Source organism: Shimia sp. R9_2, assembly GCF_017743735.1.
In the GTDB taxonomy this organism is placed as follows: Bacteria; Pseudomonadota; Alphaproteobacteria; order Rhodobacterales; family Rhodobacteraceae; genus Shimia.
The window spans coordinates 698,762-722,771 of the sequence record NZ_JAGHRO010000002.1; the positions used below are offsets into that span (position 1 = coordinate 698,762).

A 24,010-nucleotide genomic window follows, 5' to 3' on the forward strand; every position below is an offset into this window, starting at 1 on the left:
TAGAGATTACATTCGCACTGCGCCAGTCAGCACATTGGGTCGCTACGCAACGTCCCCTCTACATGCCTCTCAGGTCGGCAATTTAGTGGGCACAGACCTGTTTGATCCAATCAGCCGCCACCTCGCAAAGCCGTTCCAGATACGCAGCGTGGTCCAGCCCTGTCACCCGTTTGCGGGGCTTCAGATCATGGTCGCCATCTTCAAACCAAGCGAGTTCCACATGCTGTGACAGCGCATAGGTCGCCACCTCTTCTTGGGTGCCAAAGGGGTCACGTGTGCCATGACATATCAGGGTCGGTGTCATCAGCGCCTCCAGATGCGCAACCCGGAGGGTTTCTGGCTTGCCCTGCGGATGGAACGGGTAGCCAAGGCACAGGACACCTTTGGTCTTCCCCGCCGCCAAAAGGTCATCCGCAATCAGGCTGGCCACGCGCCCGCCCATGGATTTACCGCCAATGACCACCGGACCACTTTCAGCCAACGCCGCAAGCGCCGCGAGATATTCCTCCTGCAAGAGCGCCACCTTGGGCGGCGGCCGTTTCGCACCGCCCGTGCGCCGCTGCGCCATATAGGCAAATTCAAACCGCGCCACCTGCACACCGCGCGCAGCGAAGCCTTCAGCCACGGTGGTCATAAACGGCGCGTCCATGCCGATCCCTGCCCCATGTGCAAAAACAAAGGTCGGCGCGTCTTTGCCCGCCGGATTGATCAGAAATTCAGGTGCAGCCATGTGGCCTCCAAACATAGAAAAGGCGCCCGCAGGCGCCTCCATCAACACTCACCCCGCGACATTCCCTAAAGAGCTCCGCACGGGGTTTGGCAGATCCAGCCTCAGTGTGTCCAAGGCCCGCGGCGGTTGGTCGCAAAGTTTTCGCCGTAGCCGCCCGCGCGGATGTTTGGCTTGCGCTTTTGCGGCTCAACCACCTGCGCGTCGATCCCGCGATCTCGGGCGTAGGCCACCGCCGCATCCTTGCTGTCAAACTTCAGGCGCACCTGGCTCTGCGTGTCGCCGGAGCCGGTCCATCCCATCAGGGGATCAATGTCCTTGGCCTCCGAGGGGCCGTATTCCAGCACCCATTGGTGTGTCTTGGCGGTGCCCGATGACATCGCTGTCCGGGCTGGCTGATAGATACGCGCAATCATCGCATTCTCCTTGGACTGTTCGCTTTATCACGGATTCCGGACGCTGCGACAAGTGGCAGAATAGCGCAGAAGCGCTTGCAAATATTCAATCTTTGGAAAGGAAAGGCGCGCAAGCAACCAAAACGCCTTTCCAAACTGCGGGGAGCGAGGGGTGTAAGTGCAGATTGAAACGGTCGTTGCACATGGTTGCTTGCTGAATTGAGCATATCGAACATGCCGCTTTATATGCAAGTGCAACATATATTTAATTACGCAAAGTGCTGGAATTTTGTTCTAAAATTTCAAAAGCAAGCACAACGACTTACTTAATGGAGCGCGCCAAATGCTTCCCCTAGGTCAATTTAAGCCAAATTGCTGCAGCGCCGAAACGGAAAACGCGCTGTTTTCTGCAAGCGCAAAACCTTCCCTCCTGTCACTTATTGTCAGCATTGCACTTCAACCACCCTTGAATTGCCATTTCGCCCTTGCATAAGAACAAAAAGAGACCAACATCAGAGGCCAACGCGCCCGCGCGCGCAGAACGTTTGCCCAGCGCCTGGAAATTCACGATGACCGATGCCGCCAATGCTCCGCTCTTAAATGGCCCTGATCCCAGCGCCCCCCGCCGCCCCAAGCTTGAGGGCGGCAAACGCATTGTGATGCATACGGAATTTGAGCCCGCAGGAGACCAGCCCACCGCCATTGCCGAACTCTCCGCAGGCGTGAATGACGGCGACCGCAATCAGGTGCTGCTTGGTGCCACCGGGACCGGCAAAACCTTCACCATGGCCAAGGTGATCGAGGAAACGCAGCGCCCCGCAATCATCCTTGCGCCCAACAAGACGCTGGCGGCGCAGCTTTATGGCGAGATGAAGGGGTTTTTCCCGGAAAACGCGGTCGAATATTTCGTCAGTTTCTATGACTACTACCAGCCGGAAGCCTATGTGCCGCGCAGCGATACCTTCATTGAGAAGGAAAGCCAGATCAACGAACAGATCGACCGGATGCGCCACTCCGCCACGCGGGCGCTGCTGGAGCGCGATGATGTGATCATCGTGGCCTCGGTCAGCTGCATCTACGGCATCGGCTCGGTTGAGACCTACTCCGCCATGACCCTCGATCTGAAGGCGGGTGGCGAATATGACCAACGCCAGGTGATCGCTGATCTGGTGGCCCAGCAATACCGCCGCAATGACGCCGCCTTCCAGCGCGGCTCTTTCCGGGTGCGGGGCGACAGCCTTGAGATCTTCCCGGCCCACCTGGAGGACCGCGCCTGGAAGCTCTCCTTCTTTGGGGAGGAGCTGGAAAGCATCACCGAGTTTGACCCGCTGACAGGCGAGAAAACCGACACATTTGAACAGATCCGCGTGTATGCGAACAGCCACTATGTGACGCCCAAGCCAACACTTAAACAAGCCATCGTGAACATCAAGAAAGAGCTACGCACGCGGCTTGACCAGCTGGTGGACGAGGGCAAACTACTTGAGGCGCAGCGGCTGGAGCAACGTACTAATTTCGATCTGGAGATGCTGGAGGCGCAGGGCTTCTGCAACGGCATCGAGAACTACTCACGCTATTTGACTGGCCGCGCGCCGGGGGAGCCGCCCCCCACCCTATTTGAGTTCATCCCCGACAATGCCATTGTCTTTGCTGATGAAAGCCACGTGTCGGTGCCGCAGATCGGTGGCATGTACCGGGGCGACTACCGCCGTAAATTCACGCTGGCGGAACACGGCTTCCGTCTGCCGTCCTGTATGGACAATCGGCCGCTCAAGTTTGAGGAATGGGACGCGATGCGCCCGCAGTCGGTTTTTGTGTCGGCAACCCCTGCGGGCTGGGAGCTGGATCAATCCGGCGGTGTGTTCTCCGAACAGGTGATCCGCCCCACCGGCCTGCTCGATCCGGAGGTGGAAATCCGCCCTGTTGAGATGCAGGTGGACGATCTGCTGGATGAGATCCGAAAGGTCACAGCCGATGGGTTCCGCACGCTGGTGACCACGCTCACCAAACGTATGGCCGAAGACCTCACCGAATATCTGCACGAGCAGGGCATCAAGATCCGCTATATGCACAGCGACATCGACACGCTGGAACGCATTGAAATCCTGCGCGATTTGCGGCTTGGCGCCTTTGATGTGCTGGTCGGCATCAACCTGCTGCGTGAGGGGCTCGACATCCCGGAATGTGGTCTGGTGGCCATTCTGGATGCGGACAAAGAGGGCTTCCTGCGCTCGGAAACCTCACTGGTGCAGACCATCGGTCGCGCCGCGCGGAATGCTGAGGGCCGCGTGATCATGTATGCGGACCGTATGACCGGCTCCATGGAGCGCGCGATTGGCGAAACCAACCGCCGCCGCGCCAAACAGATCGCCTATAATGAAGAACACGGCATTACCCCTGCGACGGTGAAAAAGAACGTCGAGGATGTGCTGGCCGGGCTCTATCAGGGCGACACGGATCAATCCCGCGTCACTGCCAAGATCGACAACCCGCTGCACGGCGGCAATCTGGAAACCGTGCTCAACGGGCTGCGTGATGACATGCGTAAAGCCGCCGAAAACCTGGAGTTCGAAGAGGCTGCGCGCCTGCGCGACGAGATCAAACGTCTGGAAGCCGTGGATCTGGCTGTGGCAGATGACCCCATGGCGCGCCAATACGCGATTAAGGCTGCTGAGGAAGAGGCGGTGAAGAGCAAGGGAAGGTCTACGGCAGGCCGTGCCGGGCAACGTGGCGGGAACGTGCGGATCAAGCGGGGGCGGTGACGTAGGGTGCGCAATCCTTGCGCACCGACGCACCCAGAACAAAGGGCCAGCGCCGGCCCATGGGGCCGGTCCGGCGCTGGCCCGGCGGCGCAAAGCGCCTTGTTCCGGGCTAAGCCAGAATGACTTTGTCGGCTCAGCAATTGTAATGAGGGCTTTGCCTGTTTGGCGGTGTGCGGTGGCATCTGTGCCCTGAGGCAGCACAAACCCGTGACTTGGCGCAAGTCACGCCAATCGCTACCCTTCCCCAATGCGCACCATTACCCCGCTCCTCCTCACCGCAATCGCCACTCCGGCCATCGCCTGGCAGGCCACATCCGGCGAGACCTGCACCCTTACGCATAACACCACCGACACCCACATCCACCTGACCTACGATCCCGACAAACCGCTCTACACACTGGCAATCACCCGCAAGTCCGATCCATGGCAGCAAGCCCCATGGTTCGCCATGCGCTTTCTCGGCCCCAACGAAATCACCATCTCGACGCCCAAACATGCGCTGTCTGACAACGACCAGACGCTCAATGTTGCTGACAGCGGATTTGGAAATGTACTCGACGGGTTGCAGTTCAACGACACAGCGGTGGCGTTCACTCAAGCGCAGACCGTTCCACTCTCGCTTGAAGGGGCGGGGCCGGAAGTGCAGAAATTTCGTGACTGCGCCGCCGCGCAACTCTCCTGAACCACCCGTTATCCGATAACACCGTCGCGTTTTTGCCTGTCACAGCGCCCTAAGCCATGGCTCCGAAAAAACGGAGTCTCACATGCACGCAAAATGCGCCCTCGCCCTGCTCACCCTTTATGCACTTGCCGCCTGCGCCACGCCGCTCGAGCGCTGCCTCAACACCGCCAACAGCCGGGTGACGCAGCTGCAGAACGCCATCGCCACAGCCGAAGGCAATATCTCGCGCGGCTATGCCATCCACACCTATCAGGAGCCGGTTGTGGTGCCCAAAGACTGTCACGATGAGCACGGGCGCTGGTATCGTTGTGATGAAACGGAGTATCACACTGTCGAAGTGCCGGTGGACATCGACATTCGGGCGGAGCGGGAAAAGCGCGATGGCTTGCGCCGGGATCTGCGGGCTGCACGCACACAGGCCGCGCGGCAATCGGATCAGTGCTTTGCGGCCTATCCCGAGGGCTAAACCAAAAACGGGGGCGTATGGCCCCCGTTGTCATCCCTTCTGAGCGCAAGCTTAGAAATCAAAGATGTCATCCAGAAAGCTGCTCATCTTTTTCTTTTTGCGCGGTTTGCTGTGGTAATCGCGATCGTGCCCGCGGTCATAGTCGCGGCTCTCATAGCCACGGCCTTGTGGGGCCTGCTGCTGCGGCGGCGGTGGCGGGCTGTAGGCGCTTGCGCGTTCAATGATCTTGTCCAGCTCCCCGCGATCAAGCCACACGCCGCGACACTCGGGGCAATAGTCAATCTCCACACCGTTGCGATCTGCAATCATCAGCGTCGCGCCATCAACCGGACATTTCATCAAAGAACTCCTCCTATGTTTCCTGAGACAGAGATAGGCACGCACCGTTCAAATTTCATGAGCGCAGGCAAAGACATAGCGCCACACGCGCAAAATTTCGCGCAAATCCGACTGAAACGCTCAAATTCCAATTCCGACAAAACAAGTCAACTGTATGTTTTTAAACGATTTTCTCTTGCGCCTCCCTGCGACTCACTCTAAATAAAAACTCAAGACATCAGCGAGCCAGATCGGCAACTCACGTACGAAGCGGGCGCTCCAGCAAGGCCCAGCCCAACGCCAGGTCCAGCCAGACAGCCAGCCACGCGCGTAGGCAGCAAAGATCAAGCCAGCGATACAATGCGGCGCAAGGGAAAATCCCCAGCGCCGCTTTTGTTTTGGGCCATAGGCTGGCAAAGTGCCGACATGACTGAAAAATCTCCGATCCGCCCCACCGATCAAGATGCACGTGCCCTGGCACGCGCCTTGATCTCAGAGGCTCGCTTTGCCGCACTGGCGGTGACAGATCCCGAGACAGGCGCACCCTCGGTCACGCGGATCGCCATCGCCACTGCACCTGATGCGGCGCCGCTCACTTTGATCTCCGACCTCTCCAGCCACACGGCAGCGTTGCGCGCTGATCCCCGCTGCGCCTTGCTTCTGGGCGAGCCTGCCGAGAAGGGCGATCCTCTTACCCATCCGCGCCTGACGGTTCATGCCAAGGCCTGTTTTGTGCCACGCGACAGTGAAGAGCACACAGCGCTGCGCAGCCATTATCTGGCGCAGCGGCCCAAGGCGAAACTCTATGTGGACTTTGGCGACTTCAGCTTTGTGCGGTTTGACGCCATAGGTGGCCTTCTGAACGGCGGATTTGGCAAGGCTTTCAAGCTGACACCGGCTGATATGTTGGCGCCATCAAGCCCAGCTTGACCCATGGCGTGCCCGCCCCTACCGTCGGGCTATGCCCCTACATTCGCTTGATCACGCAAACATCCGCACCGGCAACCTCAGCAGGATGGTCGCCTTTTACGAGGAAGTCTTGGGGATGAAAGCCGGCCCCAGACCGGATTTCGGTTTTCCCGGCGCGTGGATGTATTTGGGGGAGCAAGCGGTGGTGCATCTTGTGGAGGTGGAGGGCCGCCCGCAGACCGATGGTGATCTGGCGCTTGAGCATGCCGCGTTTGGGGCTACGGGCATGGAGGCTTTTCTCGACCTGCTAAAATCCCGCAAGATCGACTATTACCTCGGCTTCCCGCCGGGCTTTCCGATTGTGCAGGTCAATCTGAATGATCCAGACGGCAATCATCTGCATGTGGATTTTCACATTGATGAACTGCCGGAGAAACTGCGCCCGGCATAGCCAGAGGCGCGCATTCGATAGGAGCCGCTACTGCTCAGCCTTCACTGCATCAAAGCTTTGGACGCCAGAAGCACCTGAGCGATCGGCTCAAAGTAGCGCACTTCCAGTGATGACGCGCCCCGCATTGCGGCCACGGCCCGATCCACACCGTCGCCATAAAGCGCCTGCGCAACGGGCACCGAGTCAGCCGTGACCGCCTTGATGCGCCCGCCATTCACGCGGACCCGGCCGACATTCTTGTCAAGATGCTCGCGCACAAAGGCATAGAGCCCGCGATTTACACGGGTCAGGGCAACTTCGGCCTCCCAATACACGGAGGCATTGGCCACCACCCGCACGGTCTGGCTGTAAGCTTGACGCAGACAGTCCACGCGATAGATCGGATCCAGGGTGGCACATTGCTCGGCGCCATAGGTGAAAGTGTCAACGGCCCGCTTGGTTTGATGCTCGGAGAATCCATTGTCCTCCTCCGCAAAAACAGCCCCCGCCAAAGCCAATACCGCAACCATCGCGGCTCCGCGCAACCATTTGACAGTCTTGATCATTTTGCCGGGGCTCCTTGTTAACGGGTCACGTGAATCGCACAGGTGGCGTGGCGCACAACCTGCGCCGCAGTGCTGCCCAGTACAATATCCTGAACCCCGGGTCTATGCGACGCAATGACGATGCAGTCCACATCTTCGTTTTTGGCCCAATTGACAATGGTTTTCCCTGCGGAACCTTCGGTTACCACCCCGCGCGCATTGGGCATCTCTGCCCCCATCGCCTCAAGGCTGGCAACAATGGCGGCCTGCGCCTCTTCCTGAAAGCCCTTTGGCACATAGTTGATCACATAGTTGGGCACATTGGCCATCACATGCAGCAACGTCACCTGACCATCCTCAGCAACCAAGCGGCGCGCCACCGCAATCGCCTCTTTCGGATCATGCGCATCATCAAAGGCCACGGGAACCAAGATATGCTGATACATGTGACTCTCCCAAGCCTTTGAAACCCAAACCAGACTAGGCCCGATCAAAAGCCTCTACAACATCATACATCACCGGCTCAAAACTGCGGCAGAGCTGATGGATACGCCGGTTTCGCTCCCGCATTTCCTCACTCCGCAGCATGGCCTGAAAATCCTCGCGGCGACGCCATTGAGAATAATTGGCGATCCGGGTCTGCGCATCATTCACGTGCAACCCCGCCGCGATAAAACCCGGCTGTTTTGAGATAAACTGATCATAAGCTTCGGTCAGCGCATCGAGCAGATCCTGACAGGTGCCGGGGGTCATCTCAAATGTCGTGATGACGGTTTGAAGGTCCGCCTCCTTGGTGATTTTGGGCATAGTTCCTCCTTCCTTTTCCTCAGCTTAGCGCAGCCACGCCGCGATTGGCCAATGAATAAAGCCGCATCGGCACAGAGCCGCGCCTGTCGGGCTGCGCCACGCAACCGCACCCACGCGCTTGTGATTGCAACAAACCCGCTTCTGGCCCATACTGGGCGCAAATACGGTCAGGCCAAATGACGGAGCAAAAGAATTTCCGCGGGCCCGAGCAGACACATGAGGCAGTAATGACCCGAGCACTTTTTGGGCTGCTGATGGCAGCTTTTCTGATCCCGTCGATCCCACAGCAAGCGGACGCGCGCGTACTGAACCGCGCCTGTCAGCAATCAGAGCGTGACGCCGCCAACCGCAGCCTGTGCCGCTGCATTCAGAAAGTGGCGAACAAATCGCTGTCCCGCGCGGATCAGCGACTGGCCGCAAGCTTCATCAAAGAGCCCCATAAAGCGCAGGAAATCCGCCAGTCAGACAGCCGCAGCCATGAGATTTTCTGGAAGCGCTACAAGGCCTTTGGCGAAGACGCCACGCGCAGCTGCAACCACCTGCGCTAAGGCGCGCTTAACCGCCGCTGACCAGCTTCAGACTCGGCGGCGTTAGAAAATGCTCCTCCCGCATCTCCGCGCTGATGGCATGGCCGACCATGCCCTCGTCGCGTGAAATCACAGAGGAGGCCCGCACCAACTCAGGCAAAGCCTCATCCGCAACCCGCTGCCAGGTCACGGTTTTCAGGAACTTATGCACCGACAGCCCGCCGGTGTAGCGCGCAGCTCTGTCTGTGGGCAGCACGTGGTTTGGCCCTGCCGCCTTGTCGCCAAAGGTCACGCAGGCCCGAGCCCCAAGGAATAGTGACCCATAGCTGCGCAGCCGCGTTTTCCACCATGCCAGATCCTCCGCCTGCACATGCAAATGCTCCGGAGCGTATCTATCTGAGACCAAAGCCATCTCTTCGCGCCCCTCACAGAGGATCACCTCGCCGCGCTCCGCCCATGCTTGCCGCGCGGCACTGCGGTTGGGTTCCGGCAACTGTGCCACGCAATCCGCAATCAGTCCCATCACAGCCTCTGCCAGCGCCCGATTGTCACACACCAGCCAGACCGGAGAGTTGCCGCCGTGTTCCGCCTGCCCAACCAAATCCCAAGCCACAAGATCGGGGTCGGCGGTCTCATCCGCGATGATCAGGACATCCGTGGGGCCCGCAAACATATCGATGCCCACCTCGCCAAAAAGCTGCCGCTTCGCCTCAGCGACATATTGATTGCCCGGCCCCACCAGAATGTCGGCACGGCCAGCTCCGAAATGCCCCTCAGCCATGGCAGCCACCGCCTGAACACCGCCAAGCGCCAAGGCGCGGTCCGCCCCGGCGAGCCACATCGCATAGAGGATCGCCGCCGGGATGCCCTCCCCCGGACGCGGCGGCGAGGCGGCTGTTACGTCTCCGACCCCGGCCACACGCGCAGTGGTGATGCTCATCAACGCGCTGGCGATGTGGCTATAGCGCCCTCCGGGCACATAACAGCCCGCGGCGTCCAATGGGATCACCCGCTGCCCGGCCATCAATCCCGGGCGCAGCTCGACTTCAAATTCATTGAGACTGCTGCGCTGCGCTTCGGCAAACCGGCGAATATTGTCATGCGCGTAGCGGATCGCATCGCGCAGCTCAGGCGCGACATGCTGTGCGGCTTCGGCCATCTGGTCCCGCCCCACCACAACTTCGCCATCCCAGCGGTCCAGCCTCTGCGCATACTCGCGCACCGTTGCCTCTCCGCCCTGCCGGATACGGGCCAGCATGATTTCGACAGTGTCTCGCGCATCCGCCGTGCCAGCCTCGGCAATCGTGGCGTCCGCGCGCTTCAGATAAGTGATGGTCATGTCAGTCTCCTGCCATATCTCGATGTTATTCTTGGCTTGACCCAATCCCTGCGACTATTCACAAAAGGCAAATCTGCCGGAGAGCCAAAATGTTGAACAAAGGTGTCACCCTCAGAGGGTTGGAAGTGTTTGAAGCGCTCGCAGCGACCGGGGCCGTGGCGCAGGCGGCGGAGATCACGGGGCTGTCGCAACCTGCGGTGTCTCAGCAGATCCGAAATCTCGAAAAGGCGCTTGGTGCCGACTTGCTGGACCACAGCAAACGGCCGATGCAGCTCACCCCTGCAGGGCGCGCTTATCTGATCCGTGCCAGTGCGGTGCTCTCGCAATTGCGGCTGGCGCAGTCTGAGCTGGCGGTGATGGATCTCACCCACCTGACACAACTCTCCATGGGCATCATTGATGATTTTGACAATGACCTGACCCCGCGCCTTGTCACGACACTGGCGGAGTCGATGACCCGCTGTCAGTTCCGCCTTGTCACCGCGCCGAGCCATGAGATCACCGAAGCCATTCGCGCCCGCGATCTGCACCTCGCGATCACTGCCTCCTCCGGAGAAGTCATTGATGGCATTACGGAATACCCGCTGACCCGCGATCCGTTTATTCTGATTGCCCCTGCCGGTCGCGTACCTGCAAAAGGCGATGTGATGGGAGCGCTGGCCGATCTGCCGATGCTGCGCTACGGGCAAGAGCAACTGATCGGACGTCAGATTGAAGCCCACCTGAAACGCTGCAAACTCGACATTCCGCAACGGTTTGAAATCGGCTCCAACCCGTCGCTCATTGCCATGGTATCGCGCGGCATTGGCTGGGCCATCACCACGCCTCTGGGCTACCTGCGTGCGACGCGCTTTCATGATCGCGTTACCGCACACCCGCTGCCGTTTGCCCCCTTCAGCCGCACCATTTCGCTTCTGGCAAGCGGAGACTGGGCTGACACGGTGCCGCGCGACGTGGCCCAAACCATGCGCAATCTGCTGACCAGCCACATGATTGCCCCGGCCATCGAGAAACTCCCGTGGCTGGAGGATGATTTTCGCGTGTTGGACCGATAGGCGCCGCACAGATCAGGCTCCGAAATGACTTCGGTTTCACTGTCTGCCGGTGCCGCTCATTTCAGCAAGAGGCCACAGCGCTGCTTTGTAAACAGCAGCCTCTACTTTTCATTTTCCTGAAACTACTGCTCCATTTGCGCAGATCTAAAGCGCGGCAACAAGACCACGTGCGCAGGTTTCAATCAGATCCAATGCCCCGTCAAAATCACGGGTGTAGTAAGGATCAGGCACCGCATCAGCGTCGCTGTCTTCATAATCGGTGAAAAGCCGCACTGGCGTTTCGTTGCCCGCCGGGCGCAACCGCTCAATATTGGCGAGATTGTCTCCGTCCATTGCGATGATCAGGTCGAAACGGTTGAAGTCTGCGACGTCGAACTGGCGCGCGCGCAGATCTGAGAGATCGTAGCCCCGCGCCTTGGCCGCCGTTTGCATCGGGCCATAGGGCGGCTCTCCCACGTGCCAGCCTCCAGTGCCAGCGCTGTCTGCGTCCACCTCCGGTGCAAAGCTGCGAAACACGCCTTCGGCGGTGGGGGACCGGCAGATATTGCCCAGACAGACGAACAGAATTTTCATGGCGGATCATCCCCTTACCTTGCCAGCACCCCGGCACCTTGCCACAGTCAACACAGAGGCACCACAAGCAGCAGCCAGCGAGACGCGCATTATGACCACCAACATCGTTGTCCTGACCGGCGCCGGTATCAGCGCGGAAAGCGGCCTTGGCACATTTCGGGACGAAGGCGGACTTTGGGCGCAGCATCGGATTGAGGATGTGGCCACGCCAGAGGGCTTTGCCCGCAATCCCGATCTGGTGCATGAGTTTTACAACGCCCGCCGCGCCAATGCGGCAGAGGCGGTGCCCAATGCGGCGCATTATGCGCTGGCGGAGCTGGAAGCCAAACTTGACGGCACGCTGCTGATTGTCACCCAAAACGTCGATAGCTTGCACGAAAAGGCTGGCAGCAAGAACGTGCTGCATATGCATGGGATCCTGGCAGGGGCGTTGTGCGCCGCGTGTGGCCACCGCTGGGAGGCTCCGGCAGTGATGACCAAGGAAGACCCCTGCCCGGCTTGCGCTGCGCCACAAACCCGCCCGGACGTGGTGTGGTTTGGCGAAATTCCCTATGAGATGGAGCGCATTGAGGATGCGCTTTCCGCAGCGGACGTCTTTGTCTCGATTGGCACGTCAGGAGAGGTTTATCCGGCGGCGAACTTCGTGTCACACGCCGACTATATTGGCGCGCATACGGTGGAACTGAATTTGGAGCCCTCTGCCGGGGCATCCCGCTTTGCCAAAGTGCATCTTGGCCCCGCCACGGAAACGGTGCCGCAGTGGGTGGCGAGCGAGCTGGCACGCACCAACAGCTGACGCAAACAAAAAGGGCCACCTCAACGGGCGGCCCAGATTGAAGACGTAAACAATGCGCGATGGTCAGCCGTCGGTCTTTTTCATCTCGCCATGGCCATGCGCCCCTGCGGCGGGCTTGCGCTCCAAATCCACAGGCACCTCAAGTGTGATATCGCCTGCTTTTTCAAAGGTCAGCGTCACATTCACAACGTCGCCATGCTCCAGACCATGGGTCAGCCCCATGAACATCACGTGATCGCCGCCACGTTGCAGCATGTGCTTGCCACCTGCCGGGATCACAAAGCCCTCTTTCACATGCAGCATTTTCATTTTGCCGTCGCCGATGTCCTTATGAGTGTGCAGCTCTGTGCGCTTGGCCACATCGGAGCTGACAGAGACCAGACGGTCATCTTCGCTGCCGGTGTTCTCGATCACCATAAAGCTTGCGCCGGATTTGGAGATCTTGGTGGCGACGCGGGCATAGGCGTCTTTCACGGCAATGGTTGTTTCGGCAAATGCTGGAAGCGCGAAAGCCACGGCAGCAGCGGCGGCGAGGGTGAAGGTTTTAACGGACATTATTGGTCTCCTGTCCCTGTGAGTTGATGTGTCAGATTAGAAAATGAACACACCAGCCGGGGGCGCACGTGCGCTGGGGGAGGTTTGACGAATCGCCTCTACGTGGTCGCCCAAAGCCAATCGCGCAATGCGGCTTTGCCCAAAGTGGGCTTCTATTGTGGCCTCGGGCACCGCGATCCAAGTCAGCAGAGACGCCGAAAAATCAGGGCATAGATGCGGCGCGCCTGTGGGGTTGCCATCGGCATCCACAGGCACCATCACCGGATTTTCGCCGATGCAGTATTCCGCATAGCCCGCAACGCCGGGCATACCGCGCGCAATTGCCATGCTGTGCCCAGTCAGGACCAGCACGAGCGCGAGCACTCCGGAGATATATGCGCGGAAGTTTGCCGTCATGCCCGCATATAGACATGGCGTCTAAGCTTTGTGAAGACGACAAAAGGAAACAGCCCCACCCGAAGGTGAGGCTGTCAAAATCTCGAAAAAGATCAGTGCGATCAGGCGTTTGCTGCCTGCGCTTTTGCGATCTCTTTTTTCACTTTCAGAGCGTTGTCGGAAAGCTCGGTATCTTTTGCTTTTGCCAGGAACGCGTCCAGGCCACCGCGGTGGTCCACGGTGCGCAGCGCGGCTGCGGAGATGCGCAGTTTCACACCCCGGCCCAGAGTTTCGGACTGCAGAGTCACGTCGTTCAGGTTAGGCAGAAAACGACGCTTGGTTTTGTTGTTGGCGTGGCTGACATTGTTGCCAGTCATCGGGCCTTTTCCGGTCAATTCGCAACGGCGCGACATGGGTTCATCCTCGTTTTACGGTGCACGGGGATAACGGCCCCGTCAAAGCATAAGGGCGCTGCCTAGGCCGCGCCCGGAATTTTGTTTGGCGTGATTAGGCGGAATTGGCAGGGCCGTCAAGTGATTCAACATCACATAATGACTCTGATGGCCTCCAAAGGCGTTTAAACCTTACACATCCGCCGGGGAAGGCCCTCTGAGCGGCTTTTTAGGCGGAAGGCTGTTGCGATCCCATCTGATCGTCATGCCCTGATCACGGCGGGCAAAGATCTCCGGCAGGAAGTTTTCGAAATTGCCGATTTCCTCAACGCTGTGCAAGAGCCAAGCGTAATTCTTGTCCTCATAGTAGAGCCAAGGAATGATCATCCGGTTCACAATCGGTTTGAAAATCCCTTTGGCCACACCAACGGTCAAGAGATTGCGCACCTTCAGCCCGTCAGGTCCATCCTCATAGTGAAACTCCACATCCGCAACCGTCACGCCACTTCTGGTGGCGCGCAGGGTAAAACGGGTCTCATCTCTGCGCACGACCTCCAGCCGCTCATTTGTCGTGAAATCGGGGTTGCGCTGATAGCCCTCAACGATGGTAACAAAGTCTCCTGCCGTCAGCGGGCGTTCTTTGTCGACCTTTTCGCTTTCCAGAGAGATATGGTCCTTAGGGTGGCTCACCAAAAAGGCCGGATAGGTCGTGCCATCAATCACCAGAGAGAGATCCGCATAGACCCCATACCACCAACAGAGCATTTCTGCGGTCACTTCCCGAACCGGTGGGTGCTCGATTTCGAATAGGGTCCGCCCATCTGACAGATGCGTCACAGTCGAAAACGCCTTGTCAAAACTCTTGAGGTCCCATCCGAAGTCTCGCGGCTCAGGAAACTCCATGCACCACCCTCCCAGCTCATCTTAGGCCAAACCCGCCTCTGCTTTCTCCACCGACAACAACACCTGATATTTCTCAGGACAGGCTGCGCATTTTCGGCAAGCCACGCAAGATTTTCCGGAAGTCCCGCTGCATCGCATAGCGAGTGTGGGTGATCAAAACGCACCGTCAGTTGGCGTGGGCCAAGTGATGCGACGACCTTCGCTGCGCCGCTCATAGAGGATCGGTAGCAAGTGCTCCAAGGCGCCAATCTCCTCTACATTGTGCTGCATCCATGCCTCTGTCTTTTTCACATCAAACAGGAACGGCACGACGAGATTGTTGATCAGGATCCGGGACCACCCTCTTTCAACGCCAACCCAAAGGCAGGAGACCACGTCGGTTCCATCTGGGTGGGCTTCAAAAGAATATTCAAGCCCGGCCACCCGGAGCCCGGCGCGATAGACTTCGATGGCGTATTTGGAGGTATCCCGATGTACGATCTTGAACTTCTCGATGGTGCGATAAGAGGGTTCTGCGCCGTAAGCCTCTTCCATGACGATATAATCGCCGGGATTGCTCGGCATCATCTGCGTGACCAGAAAAGGCCTGATGTCAATGTGATCTCGCGGATGCCAAACCGAGAAAGCCTGTGCAACATGCGCGCCCAAGTCGACTTCAAGAAACGCATAGACACCGAACCACCAGCACAGCATATCACAGCTGATGCCGTTCAGCCGTTGATGCTCAACCGTCAGCTCAAGGCGACCATCCGGCATTTGCGAAAACGCAGTGGTGGCGTCTTCCAACCGGCGCTGGGGCCATTCAAACCCTTCAAGCTCCGGACGCTTTGCCGGTGCAATTGACCTCTTCCCCATAGGTTTTCTGCCTCTATCTTGAACGTCAACATGCGCTCAAAATTGAATTTTCTCAGAAAACCATGCGTCAGCTAGGCCAGTCGCGCAAGCATCTCCTGCGCGGCCTGCGACGGCGTGATGGCACCAGAGGCCACCTTTTCATCCAATGATTGCAAGTCCTTGCGCGCTTGCTCTTTATGCAGACGCGCCAGCAACCCCTGCCGCACCTCCTCATGGAACCAAAACTGCGCCTGCGTGGCGCGGCGGATATCCCAATGCCCTTCCGACTTGCGCCAGTCTGTCAGCGCGGTCATTTCAGACCATGCCGTCAGCAACCCTTCCTCTTCGAGCGCCGACACGGTCATTGCCTTGGGGAAGCCTTCCGGATCCTGCGGTCGCTTGCGCAACAAACGGAGCGCTCCGGCATAATCGGCGCAGGTGCGCATCGCGGTGGTTTTCAGCGCACCGTCAGCCTTGTTCACCAAGATCACGTCCGCCATTTCCATGATCCCGCGTTTCACGCCCTGCAGCTCGTCACCGCCCGCAGGCGCCAACAGCAGCAGGAAGAGATCAGACATTTCCGCCACAACCGTTTCCGACTGCCCGACCCCAACGGTCTCAATCAGGACGACATCAAACCCGGCCGCCTCACAAAGCGCCACCGCTTCTCTGGTGCGGCGCGCCACGCCTCCCAGATGGGTTTGGCTCGGCGAGGGGCGGATAAAGGCATTTTTCTCCCGGCTCAGCCGCTCCATGCGGGTTTTATCCCCCAGAATTGAGCCGCCGCTACGGGCCGATGAGGGATCAACCGCAAGCACGGCCACGCGCACCCCCTGCGCGGTCAGCATCGTGCCAAAGCTCTCAATAAACGTGGATTTCCCAACCCCCGGCGTGCCGGAAAGACCGATGCGCAGGGATTGTCGCCCAGCGCCGCGCAGGCTTTCCAAAAGCGCGCTGGCCTGTGCGCGGTGGTCATCCCGTGCGCTTTCCACCAATGTAATCGCCCGCGCCAAAGCCCTGCGGTCTTGTTTCAGTATTCTGTCCCGCAGTTCTGCGATATCCATGGCGACAACCCGTGCTTCTTGTTTGGAAAACTACATGCCGCGCCCCACCCTGCCTTGTCTAGTCCGGCGATACGTCAGCCACTTCAATTTGCTGCCTCTGTGGATCTGCGCGGCGATGATGGCGGCAGCTGCGGCGCGGGCAGAGAGCCACGCGCAGCTATGGTCGGTGCATGCTTTTGGCATCAAAGTGGGGGAGCTCACGCTGGCCGTAAACGAAACGGACAACGCTTATGAGGGGTCAGGCAGCTTCCGCACCACCGGCCTCGCGGGTATCCTGCGCAGCATTCGCTTCACGGTCTCTGGCCAAGGCACGCAGGCAGGACAAAACCTGCGCCCCGCGCGTTATGACGGCTATATCAACACCGGCAAGCGGGTGTCTGAAACCAGCCTTCAGGCGCAAAACAGCCTGCTCATCAAAACCAAAGGCGCGCAGGATCCCGCAACGCCAATTGCTCCCAGCGCCACCAAGGGCGCGCTTGATCCCATGAGCATGATGTGGCTCAGCCTGCGCGACCAGACGGATCAAACACTGTGCCAGATCGACCAGACCCAGTTTGACGGCACCCGCCTTGTGCGCATCACTCTGAAAACCCGCGCCTCAGCGGGCAACAGCGTGACTTGCTCAGGCACCTATGACCGCATTGGCGGCTACTCTGAGGAGGAGTTGACGGAGCTCAAAACATCTCCGCTGTCGGTGACCTATGAGCGCGACGGCGATCTGTGGCGCGCGAGTGAGGTGCAGCTCACCTCAAGACATGGCAAGGCCAAGCTGATGCGGCGCGAGTAAGCCTCTGGACCCTCCGGCGCAGCTGGCCGATAACAGCGCCATGACGCAGCTGCCCATTCACGACGCCCTCGATCCGCTCCTCGCTGCCCTGCGCAGCCACAACCGCGCGGTCCTGCAAGCCCCTCCTGGCGCCGGCAAAACCACCGTGGTACCGCTCGCCATGCTGGAGGCGGGCCTGACCAAGGGCCGCATCCTGATGCTGGAGCCGCGCCGCCTTGCCGCGCGCGCGGCTGCCGAGCGCATGGCGCAAACCTTGGGCGAGAAAGCGGGCGAAACCGTTGGCTATCGCGTGCGCGGCGACAGCAAAATCTCCAAAGCCACGCGGATTGAGGTGGTCACCGAGGGCATCCTCACCCGTATGATCCAGTCCGACCCGGAGCTGGCGGGTGTTGGCGCGGTGATCTTTGACGAATTTCACGAACGTTCGCTCAACGCTGATCTGGGCCTCGCCTTGTGCCTTGAGATCTGCGAGGCCCTGCGCGACGATCTGATCCTTGTTGCCATGTCGGCCACGCTGGACGCCGCCCCTGTGGCCGCGCTTATGGGGGACGCTCCCATCATCACCTCCGAAGGCCGCGCCTTCCCGGTGGAGACCCGCTGGCTGGACAAACCCTTGACCAAAGGCACCCGGCTGGAAGAGGCCACAGCGCGGCTGATCACTCGGGCGGTGAGTGAGACAGCCGGCGGCGTTCTGGTGTTCCTGCCCGGTGAAGGTGAAATCCGCCGCACGCAGTCTTTGCTGAAACTGCCAGATGATTGCACCGTGCATCCGCTTTTTGGCGCGATGCCCTTCAAGGATCAGCAAGCCGCCATCCGCCCGGCTGAACAGGGCCGCAAAGTGGTGCTCGCCACCTCCATTGCCGAAACCTCGCTCACCATTCAGGACGTGCGTGTGGTGGTGGACGCAGGCCGCGCCCGCCGCGCGCGTTTTGATCCCGGCTCCGGGATGTCACGCCTTGTGACAGAGCGTGTCACCCGCGCCGAAGCCACCCAACGCCAAGGCCGTGCAGGCCGTGTGGCCGAAGGGGTCTGTTATCGTCTCTGGACCAAAGGTGAAGAAGGCGCATTGCTTCCCTTCCCGCCTGCTGAGATCGAAGCGGCCGACCTCACCGGCCTCGCACTTGAGCTTGCGCTTTGGGGCGCAGCGCCCAGCGACCTCGCGTTGCTGTCTCAGCCCAATCCGGGGAGTTTCTCTGAGGCGCAGGCCGTGCTGCACATGCTTGACGCGCTGGATGACAGCAATCGCATCACGGAACACGGCAAAGCCATCGCCGCGCTGCCTCTGCATCCGCGTCTTGCGCATATGCTGACCATCGCCGGGCCTCAGGGTGCGCAAATGGCAGCGCTTCTGGCGGCGCGCGATCCGCTGACCCGCGGTGCCCCTGTAGATCTGGCCTTACGGCTTGAAGCGCTCACTGACCTCAAAACCTTCACAGAACGGCGGCCCTTCGGGGTCAACCGCGCAGCGCTGCACACTCTGAAAGACGAAGCCAAACGCCTCGCCAAATCGAGCAAAACCAAAGACGCGCCCGCCTATGCGCCCGCCGAACTCGCCGCGCTCGCCTATCCTGACCGCATCGGGTTGCACCGCAAAGGCGACGCGCCGCGCTTTGTGCTTTCCGGCGGCAAGGGCGCGGTGATGGAAGACGGAGACCCACTTGCAGGCAGCCGCCTGATTGTGGTGACCGACACCGACGGCAACCCGCGCGAAGCCCGCATCCGGCAAGCCATCCAGATCACCGAAGCGCAGGTTCGCAGCCTGTTTGAGCCGCATCTTGAGTGGCTCGACAGCTGCGCATGGTCAAAGCGCGAGCGCCGCGTGATTGCCCGACGCCAGGAGCGCTTTGGCACCATCGCGCTGGACGACCGCATTTGGAAAGAGGCCTCCTCAGAGGCAATCGCACATGCCATGCTGGACGGCGTGCGCGACCTTGGCCTTACGCTCTCACCCGCCGCCCAACGCTTTGTTGCGCGTGTAACCCTGATCCGCGACGCCGGACATGAGTTGCCGGACATGGCACCGGATGCCCTCATGGACAGCATCGAAGAGTGGCTCCTGCCGCATCTTGGCGGCGTGAAAACAGCTGAGCACTGGAAGAAGTTTGACGTGCTGGACGCCCTACGCGCGCGGCTGGATTGGAACCAGATGCAGCTTCTGGACCGCCTTGCCCCTGCGCATTTCACCACGCCTCTGGATCGCAAAATACCCATCGACTACGGTGGTGAGCACCCTGAAATCACCCTCCGCCTTCAGGAGCTGTTCGGCCAGACCAGCCACCCCATGGTCGGCAACACCCCTTTACGTGTCACCCTGCTCTCTCCCGGCCAGAAACCCGTGCAGACCACGATGGACATTCCCGGCTTCTGGGCGAGCTCTTATGCGGACGTGCGCAAGGACATGCGCGGGCGTTATCCCAAGCACCCCTGGCCCGAAGATCCGATGCAAGCTGATCCGACATTACGCGCCAAAAGACGTGGAAATTAGCGGAAAATTTACCAAACCTTGATTTACCTGTCCGGAAAACGTATATACACTTCCTAGTTAACAACAGGTCCGCCAAACGGACTTATCCACAAGCTGAGCAGACGTCTATGACCAACGCCTTGAAAACCGCTTACGACAGCGTGATTGCGCCGCTTTGGCGTCGTCCCCGCCGCATTCAGCTGGCGGCGCTTTGCACGCGCGGATCGGGCCAGGGCCGTGAAGTCCTGCTAATCACCTCTCGTGACACAGGCCGCTGGGTTCTGCCCAAAGGCTGGCCGATTGACGGGCTGGATGCCGCCGGTGCGGCCCTGCGCGAAGCCTGGGAAGAAGCCGGGGTGAAAGACGCCAATATCAATCGCGAGCCTCTGGGCATCTATGCCTATGACAAGCGGCTTGATGGCGGACTTGCTGTTGGCGTGGACGTCACCGTGTTTGAGGCGGAAGTGACCAAACTGGTGGATGACTTCCCCGAGGCGGACGAACGCACCCGCAAATGGGTGGCCCCCTCTGAGGCCGCGCATATGGTCGATGAACCCGAATTGCAGGCGCTCCTGCGACAAATGTAACAGTTTTATAACCCGTTTCTTGCATTGCGGCGCCAACGGGGATAGGCCCCAGCGCTAAGCAAACTGGGATTCTCTGTTATGTCCTCGCCAACCTCTGGCAACGAATGGTCCACGCTGGATCGCGACCTTCACCGCATCTCTCACCTCGAAGCCGCCACTCTCTATGTCTCCCGCCCCATGGTGGGTCTTGGCATTGCGCTGGCGTTCATCGTGCTTGCCGCTGTGCTTGCAGGCCTGCTGACCGGCGCTGACTCAGGCAACATGATCATCATCGCCGCCGCTGGCTTTGGCGCCTATATGGCGATCAACATCGGCGCAAACGATGTGGCCAACAACATGGGCCCCGCCGTGGGGGCCAACGCTCTGACCATGGGCGGCGCCATCATCATCGCCGCGATCTGTGAAAGCGCAGGCGCGTTGCTGGCTGGGGGTGACGTGGTCTCCACCATTTCCAAAGGGATCATTGATCCTTCGGGCATGGCGAACACCGCCATCTTTATCTGGGCCATGATGGCCGCGCTGATCTCTTCCGCGCTTTGGGTGAACATTGCCACTTGGGTCGGCGCGCCAGTGTCCACCACCCACTCCGTTGTGGGGGGCGTGATGGGCGCGGGTATTGCTGCGGCGGGATTTGCCGCCGTGAACTGGCCCACCATGGGCAAAATCGCCGCCTCCTGGGTGATTTCCCCCGTTCTGGGCGGCGTGATTGCCGCCATGTTCCTGGCTTTCATCAAAGCCAAGATCATCTATCAGGATGACAAGATCGCCGCCGCCCGCCGCTGGGTGCCAGTGTTGATTGGCATCATGGCAGCCGCCTTTGCCTCTTATTTGGCGCTTAAGGGCCTGAAGAAGATCATCAAGATCGACATCCAAACCTCCCTGCTGATCGGCGCGGCGGCGGGCGTTCTGCTCTACGCGGTTTCCAAACCCTTCATTCGCAAGCAATCCGAAGGGCTTGAGAACCGCAACAAATCTCTCAAAGTGCTCTTTGGCATCCCGCTGGTGTTCTCCGCCGCGCTCTTGTCTTTTGCGCACGGTGCAAACGATGTGGCCAACGCGGTGGGCCCGCTGGCGGCCATTGTGCACGCGGCAGAGTTTGGCGACATCGCAGCCAAAGTGGCGATCCCAAGCTGGGTCATGATCATCGGCGCCTTTGGCATCTCCTTCGGCCTGTTCCTGTTTGGCCCCAAACTGATCCGCATGGTGGGTGAGAAGATCACCAAGCTGAACCCCATGCGCGCCTATTGTGTGGCTCTCTCCGCCGCCATTACCGTGATTGTGGCCTCTTGGCTGGGTCTGCCGGTCAGCTCCACCCACATTGCGGTGGGCGGGATCTTTGGCGTCGGCTTCTATCGCGAATGGGACGCGGAGCGCCGCCTGCGCAAGAACGCCGGCCAGCGCCCTGTCACCAAGCGTATCGCACCGGAAGAGCGTCGCCGCCGCAAGCTTGTGCGCCGCAGCCACTTCATGACGATTGTGGCAGCCTGGGTCATCACCGTGCCTGCCGCAGCGTCCATGTCCGCAGTGATCTTCCTGTTGCTCAACGCCATCACAAGCTAACAGCGCACGCCTGCGGGGATCATCTGCCCCGCAGGCGTTTTTGCACCTCTTTGGCGCTCAGGCAGGGTGATCCAACGCCCTCCGCCTCCGCCGCACGGATCAGCGCCGCGATGCGCCCGTTGATCACCGCATCCTGACCGTTCTGTCGGGCCAGCCGCACAATCTGCCCCTGCAGCTCTTCAATCTCGGTGCCACGCCCGCGATCAAGATCTTCCCACATAGAGCTGCGGGCATTTGGATCAATCGACAGCATCGCGCGAGCGACCCAGCGAAACGCCCAGGTAGGCAGCCTGAGCACGCGCGGCACAACGCTCATCGGCAGGGCCGCAACGGGATTGCTTGGGGTGATCCCTGCCCCTTCCAGAACCGCCAGCGCCTCAGACATCTGCGCCGCCATCAAGCGCCGCCACCGCATGTCGCCGATCTGCTGGCGCAAGGGCAGACCTGACAGTGCATTGAGCGCGTTGTTGAGATTGATCACCAGCTTGCCCCATTGCAAAGCAGCCATATCGCGCTTCTCATGCACCTCAAGCCCAAGGCAGCTCAGATGCCGCGCCACATGCCCTGGCCCCTTCTCGATCGCAATCTGGCCACTGGTGCCCCGGTGAAAGCGCCCACCACCGACCCAGACCACGTTAAACGGCACCAGGCCTGCGCGCACATCGTGATCCGGCAAGGCCTTGCGCAGGGTGTCTGCGTTCTCCACGCCATTTTGCAAGCTGACCACAATCGCCCCTTTGGGGGCATGGCGCGCAATCTCAGCAGCGATCTGGACGGTTGCACCGCTTTTGACAGTCACCAACACAATATCTACCTCAGCAAAGCAGGAAGGATCCGTCTGCATGGCAAAACTGTCAGGAGAAAGCGCCTCATCCAAACCGTCATAATCGGTCAGTGACAGGCCATGATGGCTGATTTCTTCAAGGGTACTCGCCCGCAACAACAGCGTCACATTGCGCCCCGCGTGCGCGAGCATGCCGCCCACAAAACAGCCAATACTGCCCGCCCCTGCCACCACGATACGTGGATAGAGCGCGCTGCGTTCCGCATCGCTCATGTGTTCTGTCCCCTGTTGCGCCAGCTCTGCCAGTATAGACAATTTGAGGCAATTCTACGGCAACAGACATGCGAGCGCCAAAACGCAAGCAGGCAACGCAGCGGCGCCCAACAAAAAAGCGCCAGCCGAAGCCAGCGCCTTTCTTATGCAAACTGCGGAACCAAGGGTTAGCTCAGGCACCATTTCATGATGGCTTTCTGCGCGTGCAGCCGGTTTTCTGCTTCGTCAAAGATCACCGAAGCAGGGCCGTCCATCACCGCATCCGTGGCTTCCTCGTTGCGGTGGGCGGGCAGGCAATGCATGAACAGTGCGTTGTCCGCAGCGTGGCTCATCAGCTCTTCATTCACCTGATAGGGGCGCAGCTGATTGTGGCGTCGCTCGCGCGTCGAGACCGCATCATGCATGCTGACCCAAGTGTCGGTGACCACCAGATCCGCGCCCTGCACAGCTTTCACCGGATCACGCTCGATCTCCACCTTCACACCTTTGGCGCGCGCTTCCTCGATGAAGACAGCCTCCGGATCCAAAGTGTTGGGGCCGGTGAACGTGAGGTCAAAGCCGAACTGGCCCGCCGCATGGGCAAAGCTTGCAAACACGTTGTTGCCGTCGCCGGACCAGACAACCTTTTTGCCCGCGATCGGACCATTCTTTTCCTCAAAAGTCAGGATGTCCGCCATGATCTGGCAGGGGTGCGTGCGGTTTGTCAGACCGTTGATCACCGGCACCGTGGCATTTTCCGCCATTTCCAGAAGCGTGGCCTCCTCAAAGGTCCGGATCATGATCAGATCCACATAGCGGCTCAGCACTTTGGCGGTGTCCGCAACGGTCTCGCCATGGCCCAGTTGCAGCTCAGAGCCGGACAGCACCATGGTCTGCCCGCCCATCTGGCGTACACCAACGTCAAAGCTCACACGGGTCCGGGTGGAGGGCTTTTCAAAGATCAGCGCAACCATGTGATCTTTCAGCGGCAAATCATCGTCCAACGCGCCTTTGGGGCGGCCGTTGCGCGCATCTTTCATCGCTTTGGCGCTGTCGATCATGCCGCGCAAATCGGCGACTTCGGTTTTGTGGATATCCAGAAAATGTTTCATCTTATTTGGT

The 24,010-nt window shown here is 59.8% G+C and carries 29 protein-coding genes; 13 read left to right on the plus strand and 16 right to left on the minus strand.

Features of this window, described 5'->3' with window-relative positions; genetic code table 11:
* Window positions 1-82 precede the first annotated feature (82 nt).
* Together J7400_RS07915 and J7400_RS07920 are read right to left on the minus strand one after the other, a co-directional pair.
* Window positions 83-730: an alpha/beta family hydrolase gene (locus tag J7400_RS07915; RefSeq protein ID WP_209061678.1), complete on the minus strand. Its 648-nt coding sequence runs from the start codon at window positions 728-730 to the stop codon at window positions 83-85.
* A 101-nt stretch (window positions 731-831) separates the two neighbouring features.
* Window positions 832-1,143, minus strand: coding sequence for an ETC complex I subunit (locus J7400_RS07920; RefSeq protein WP_209061680.1), 312 nt, complete (start codon window positions 1,141-1,143; stop codon window positions 832-834).
* Window positions 1,144-1,691: 548 nt separating this feature from the next.
* On the opposite strand from J7400_RS07920, the gene uvrB reads away from it, so the two are divergent.
* From uvrB to J7400_RS07935, 3 genes are all read left to right on the plus strand, one after another.
* Window positions 1,692-3,884, plus strand: coding sequence for an excinuclease ABC subunit UvrB (gene uvrB, locus J7400_RS07925; RefSeq protein WP_209061682.1), 2,193 nt, complete (start codon window positions 1,692-1,694; stop codon window positions 3,882-3,884).
* A 247-nt stretch (window positions 3,885-4,131) separates the two neighbouring features.
* Entirely contained in the window at window positions 4,132-4,566 is a 435-nt protein-coding gene (locus tag J7400_RS07930; protein WP_209061683.1) for a hypothetical protein, read from the plus strand.
* An 82-nt stretch (window positions 4,567-4,648) separates the two neighbouring features.
* Window positions 4,649-5,032, plus strand: coding sequence for a hypothetical protein (locus tag J7400_RS07935; protein WP_209061685.1), 384 nt, complete (start codon window positions 4,649-4,651; stop codon window positions 5,030-5,032).
* Window positions 5,033-5,083: 51 nt separating this feature from the next.
* Here the strand turns inward: J7400_RS07935 and J7400_RS07940 are convergent, their stop codons facing one another.
* Window positions 5,084-5,371: a zf-TFIIB domain-containing protein gene (locus J7400_RS07940; protein WP_209061687.1), complete on the minus strand. Its 288-nt coding sequence runs from the start codon at window positions 5,369-5,371 to the stop codon at window positions 5,084-5,086.
* Window positions 5,372-5,776: 405 nt separating this feature from the next.
* On the opposite strand from J7400_RS07940, the gene J7400_RS07945 reads away from it, so the two are divergent.
* Window positions 5,777-6,280, plus strand: coding sequence for a pyridoxamine 5'-phosphate oxidase family protein (locus tag J7400_RS07945; protein WP_209061689.1), 504 nt, complete (start codon window positions 5,777-5,779; stop codon window positions 6,278-6,280).
* A 31-nt stretch (window positions 6,281-6,311) separates the two neighbouring features.
* Window positions 6,312-6,710, plus strand: a complete 399-nt coding sequence (locus J7400_RS07950) for a VOC family protein (protein WP_209061692.1) — start codon at window positions 6,312-6,314, stop codon at window positions 6,708-6,710.
* A 41-nt stretch (window positions 6,711-6,751) separates the two neighbouring features.
* Here the strand turns inward: J7400_RS07950 and J7400_RS07955 are convergent, their stop codons facing one another.
* The 3 genes from J7400_RS07955 to J7400_RS07965 are packed head-to-tail and all read right to left on the minus strand — an operon-like array spanning window position 6,752 to window position 8,041.
* Window positions 6,752-7,255, minus strand: coding sequence for a hypothetical protein (locus J7400_RS07955; RefSeq protein WP_209061694.1), 504 nt, complete (start codon window positions 7,253-7,255; stop codon window positions 6,752-6,754).
* A 17-nt stretch (window positions 7,256-7,272) separates the two neighbouring features.
* Entirely contained in the window at window positions 7,273-7,680 is a 408-nt protein-coding gene (locus J7400_RS07960; RefSeq protein ID WP_209061696.1) for a universal stress protein, read from the minus strand.
* 34 nt (window positions 7,681-7,714) lie between these two features.
* A complete protein-coding gene (locus J7400_RS07965) occupies window positions 7,715-8,041 on the minus strand; it encodes an antibiotic biosynthesis monooxygenase family protein (RefSeq protein WP_209061698.1) in 327 nt (108 codons plus the stop codon).
* A 51-nt stretch (window positions 8,042-8,092) separates the two neighbouring features.
* Between J7400_RS07965 and J7400_RS21325 the strand changes: the two genes are divergently transcribed.
* Window positions 8,093-8,221, plus strand: coding sequence for a hypothetical protein (locus tag J7400_RS21325; protein ID WP_280637989.1), 129 nt, complete (start codon window positions 8,093-8,095; stop codon window positions 8,219-8,221).
* A gap of 47 nt (window positions 8,222-8,268) precedes the next feature.
* Entirely contained in the window at window positions 8,269-8,589 is a 321-nt protein-coding gene (locus J7400_RS07970; RefSeq protein ID WP_247738668.1) for a hypothetical protein, read from the plus strand.
* Between the two features lie 7 nt (window positions 8,590-8,596).
* On the opposite strand, the gene hisD is transcribed toward J7400_RS07970, so the two are convergent.
* Window positions 8,597-9,907, minus strand: a complete 1,311-nt coding sequence (hisD, locus tag J7400_RS07975) for a histidinol dehydrogenase (RefSeq protein ID WP_209061700.1) — start codon at window positions 9,905-9,907, stop codon at window positions 8,597-8,599.
* 89 nt (window positions 9,908-9,996) lie between these two features.
* Between hisD and J7400_RS07980 the strand changes: the two genes are divergently transcribed.
* Window positions 9,997-10,962 (plus strand): LysR family transcriptional regulator, encoded by a 966-nt coding sequence (locus tag J7400_RS07980; RefSeq protein WP_209061702.1) that lies wholly within the window; start codon window positions 9,997-9,999, stop codon window positions 10,960-10,962.
* Window positions 10,963-11,106: 144 nt separating this feature from the next.
* Here J7400_RS07980 and J7400_RS07985 read toward each other — a convergent pair whose 3' ends face one another.
* Window positions 11,107-11,535, minus strand: coding sequence for a low molecular weight protein-tyrosine-phosphatase (locus tag J7400_RS07985; RefSeq protein ID WP_209061704.1), 429 nt, complete (start codon window positions 11,533-11,535; stop codon window positions 11,107-11,109).
* A 91-nt stretch (window positions 11,536-11,626) separates the two neighbouring features.
* Here J7400_RS07985 and J7400_RS07990 point away from each other — a divergent pair, with 91 nt between their 5' ends.
* Window positions 11,627-12,331 (plus strand): NAD-dependent deacylase, encoded by a 705-nt coding sequence (locus J7400_RS07990; RefSeq protein WP_209061707.1) that lies wholly within the window; start codon window positions 11,627-11,629, stop codon window positions 12,329-12,331.
* Window positions 12,332-12,394: 63 nt separating this feature from the next.
* On the opposite strand, the gene J7400_RS07995 is transcribed toward J7400_RS07990, so the two are convergent.
* The 6 genes from J7400_RS07995 to meaB form a co-directional block, all read right to left on the minus strand.
* Window positions 12,395-12,886 carry a copper chaperone PCu(A)C gene (locus J7400_RS07995; RefSeq protein ID WP_209061710.1) on the minus strand — a complete coding sequence of 164 codons (492 nt, stop codon included), beginning with the start codon at window positions 12,884-12,886 and terminating at the stop codon, window positions 12,395-12,397.
* Between the two features lie 36 nt (window positions 12,887-12,922).
* Window positions 12,923-13,213: a hypothetical protein gene (locus tag J7400_RS08000; RefSeq protein ID WP_209061712.1), complete on the minus strand. Its 291-nt coding sequence runs from the start codon at window positions 13,211-13,213 to the stop codon at window positions 12,923-12,925.
* A gap of 170 nt (window positions 13,214-13,383) precedes the next feature.
* Complete coding sequence (gene rpmB, locus J7400_RS08005; protein WP_209061714.1) at window positions 13,384-13,674, minus strand: 50S ribosomal protein L28; 291 nt, start codon at window positions 13,672-13,674, stop codon at window positions 13,384-13,386.
* A gap of 171 nt (window positions 13,675-13,845) precedes the next feature.
* Window positions 13,846-14,556, minus strand: coding sequence for a hypothetical protein (locus J7400_RS08010; RefSeq protein WP_209061717.1), 711 nt, complete (start codon window positions 14,554-14,556; stop codon window positions 13,846-13,848).
* Window positions 14,557-14,709: 153 nt separating this feature from the next.
* Complete coding sequence (locus tag J7400_RS08015; RefSeq protein WP_209061719.1) at window positions 14,710-15,411, minus strand: hypothetical protein; 702 nt, start codon at window positions 15,409-15,411, stop codon at window positions 14,710-14,712.
* Between the two features lie 71 nt (window positions 15,412-15,482).
* Window positions 15,483-16,454 carry a methylmalonyl Co-A mutase-associated GTPase MeaB gene (gene meaB, locus J7400_RS08020; RefSeq protein ID WP_209061720.1) on the minus strand — a complete coding sequence of 324 codons (972 nt, stop codon included), beginning with the start codon at window positions 16,452-16,454 and terminating at the stop codon, window positions 15,483-15,485.
* 34 nt (window positions 16,455-16,488) lie between these two features.
* Here meaB and J7400_RS08025 point away from each other — a divergent pair, with 34 nt between their 5' ends.
* The 4 genes from J7400_RS08025 (at window position 16,489) to J7400_RS08040 (ending at window position 21,852) form a co-directional block, all read left to right on the plus strand.
* Complete coding sequence (locus J7400_RS08025; protein ID WP_209061722.1) at window positions 16,489-17,241, plus strand: DUF3108 domain-containing protein; 753 nt, start codon at window positions 16,489-16,491, stop codon at window positions 17,239-17,241.
* Window positions 17,242-17,281: 40 nt separating this feature from the next.
* A complete protein-coding gene (gene hrpB, locus J7400_RS08030; protein WP_209061724.1) occupies window positions 17,282-19,726 on the plus strand; it encodes an ATP-dependent helicase HrpB in 2,445 nt (814 codons plus the stop codon).
* 107 nt (window positions 19,727-19,833) lie between these two features.
* On the plus strand, window positions 19,834-20,292 hold the full coding sequence (locus J7400_RS08035) for an NUDIX hydrolase (RefSeq protein ID WP_209061726.1): 459 nt from the start codon (window positions 19,834-19,836) through the stop codon (window positions 20,290-20,292).
* Window positions 20,293-20,370: 78 nt separating this feature from the next.
* Window positions 20,371-21,852, plus strand: coding sequence for an inorganic phosphate transporter (locus J7400_RS08040; RefSeq protein ID WP_209061728.1), 1,482 nt, complete (start codon window positions 20,371-20,373; stop codon window positions 21,850-21,852).
* A 19-nt stretch (window positions 21,853-21,871) separates the two neighbouring features.
* Here J7400_RS08040 and J7400_RS08045 read toward each other — a convergent pair whose 3' ends face one another.
* Together J7400_RS08045 and argF are read right to left on the minus strand one after the other, a co-directional pair.
* Window positions 21,872-22,909, minus strand: coding sequence for a 2-dehydropantoate 2-reductase (locus tag J7400_RS08045; protein ID WP_209061730.1), 1,038 nt, complete (start codon window positions 22,907-22,909; stop codon window positions 21,872-21,874).
* Window positions 22,910-23,076: 167 nt separating this feature from the next.
* Window positions 23,077-24,000, minus strand: a complete 924-nt coding sequence (gene argF, locus J7400_RS08050) for an ornithine carbamoyltransferase (protein WP_209061732.1) — start codon at window positions 23,998-24,000, stop codon at window positions 23,077-23,079.
* Window positions 24,001-24,010 lie beyond the last annotated feature (10 nt).

Bases quoted from the DNA above. Each gene is read 5' to 3' on its own strand.
- J7400_RS07915 (WP_209061678.1), bottom strand. From the start codon at position 730: ATGGCTGCACCTGAATTTCTGATCAATCCGGCGGGCAAAGACGCGCCG.
- J7400_RS07920 (WP_209061680.1), bottom strand. From the start codon at position 1,143: ATGATTGCGCGTATCTATCAGCCAGCCCGGACAGCGATGTCATCGGGC.
- uvrB (WP_209061682.1), top strand. From the start codon at position 1,692: ATGACCGATGCCGCCAATGCTCCGCTCTTAAATGGCCCTGATCCCAGC.
- J7400_RS07930 (WP_209061683.1), top strand. From the start codon at position 4,132: ATGCGCACCATTACCCCGCTCCTCCTCACCGCAATCGCCACTCCGGCC.
- J7400_RS07935 (WP_209061685.1), top strand. From the start codon at position 4,649: ATGCACGCAAAATGCGCCCTCGCCCTGCTCACCCTTTATGCACTTGCC.
- J7400_RS07940 (WP_209061687.1), bottom strand. From the start codon at position 5,371: ATGAAATGTCCGGTTGATGGCGCGACGCTGATGATTGCAGATCGCAAC.
- J7400_RS07945 (WP_209061689.1), top strand. From the start codon at position 5,777: ATGACTGAAAAATCTCCGATCCGCCCCACCGATCAAGATGCACGTGCC.
- J7400_RS07950 (WP_209061692.1), top strand. From the start codon at position 6,312: ATGCCCCTACATTCGCTTGATCACGCAAACATCCGCACCGGCAACCTC.
- J7400_RS07955 (WP_209061694.1), bottom strand. From the start codon at position 7,255: ATGATCAAGACTGTCAAATGGTTGCGCGGAGCCGCGATGGTTGCGGTA.
- J7400_RS07960 (WP_209061696.1), bottom strand. From the start codon at position 7,680: ATGTATCAGCATATCTTGGTTCCCGTGGCCTTTGATGATGCGCATGAT.
- J7400_RS07965 (WP_209061698.1), bottom strand. From the start codon at position 8,041: ATGCCCAAAATCACCAAGGAGGCGGACCTTCAAACCGTCATCACGACA.
- J7400_RS21325 (WP_280637989.1), top strand. From the start codon at position 8,093: ATGAATAAAGCCGCATCGGCACAGAGCCGCGCCTGTCGGGCTGCGCCA.
- J7400_RS07970 (WP_247738668.1), top strand. From the start codon at position 8,269: ATGACCCGAGCACTTTTTGGGCTGCTGATGGCAGCTTTTCTGATCCCG.
- hisD (WP_209061700.1), bottom strand. From the start codon at position 9,907: ATGACCATCACTTATCTGAAGCGCGCGGACGCCACGATTGCCGAGGCT.
- J7400_RS07980 (WP_209061702.1), top strand. From the start codon at position 9,997: ATGTTGAACAAAGGTGTCACCCTCAGAGGGTTGGAAGTGTTTGAAGCG.
- J7400_RS07985 (WP_209061704.1), bottom strand. From the start codon at position 11,535: ATGAAAATTCTGTTCGTCTGTCTGGGCAATATCTGCCGGTCCCCCACC.
- J7400_RS07990 (WP_209061707.1), top strand. From the start codon at position 11,627: ATGACCACCAACATCGTTGTCCTGACCGGCGCCGGTATCAGCGCGGAA.
- J7400_RS07995 (WP_209061710.1), bottom strand. From the start codon at position 12,886: ATGTCCGTTAAAACCTTCACCCTCGCCGCCGCTGCTGCCGTGGCTTTC.
- J7400_RS08000 (WP_209061712.1), bottom strand. From the start codon at position 13,213: ATGGCAATTGCGCGCGGTATGCCCGGCGTTGCGGGCTATGCGGAATAC.
- rpmB (WP_209061714.1), bottom strand. From the start codon at position 13,674: ATGTCGCGCCGTTGCGAATTGACCGGAAAAGGCCCGATGACTGGCAAC.
- J7400_RS08010 (WP_209061717.1), bottom strand. From the start codon at position 14,556: ATGGAGTTTCCTGAGCCGCGAGACTTCGGATGGGACCTCAAGAGTTTT.
- J7400_RS08015 (WP_209061719.1), bottom strand. From the start codon at position 15,411: ATGGGGAAGAGGTCAATTGCACCGGCAAAGCGTCCGGAGCTTGAAGGG.
- meaB (WP_209061720.1), bottom strand. From the start codon at position 16,454: ATGGATATCGCAGAACTGCGGGACAGAATACTGAAACAAGACCGCAGG.
- J7400_RS08025 (WP_209061722.1), top strand. From the start codon at position 16,489: ATGCCGCGCCCCACCCTGCCTTGTCTAGTCCGGCGATACGTCAGCCAC.
- hrpB (WP_209061724.1), top strand. From the start codon at position 17,282: ATGACGCAGCTGCCCATTCACGACGCCCTCGATCCGCTCCTCGCTGCC.
- J7400_RS08035 (WP_209061726.1), top strand. From the start codon at position 19,834: ATGACCAACGCCTTGAAAACCGCTTACGACAGCGTGATTGCGCCGCTT.
- J7400_RS08040 (WP_209061728.1), top strand. From the start codon at position 20,371: ATGTCCTCGCCAACCTCTGGCAACGAATGGTCCACGCTGGATCGCGAC.
- J7400_RS08045 (WP_209061730.1), bottom strand. From the start codon at position 22,909: ATGAGCGATGCGGAACGCAGCGCGCTCTATCCACGTATCGTGGTGGCA.
- argF (WP_209061732.1), bottom strand. From the start codon at position 24,000: ATGAAACATTTTCTGGATATCCACAAAACCGAAGTCGCCGATTTGCGC.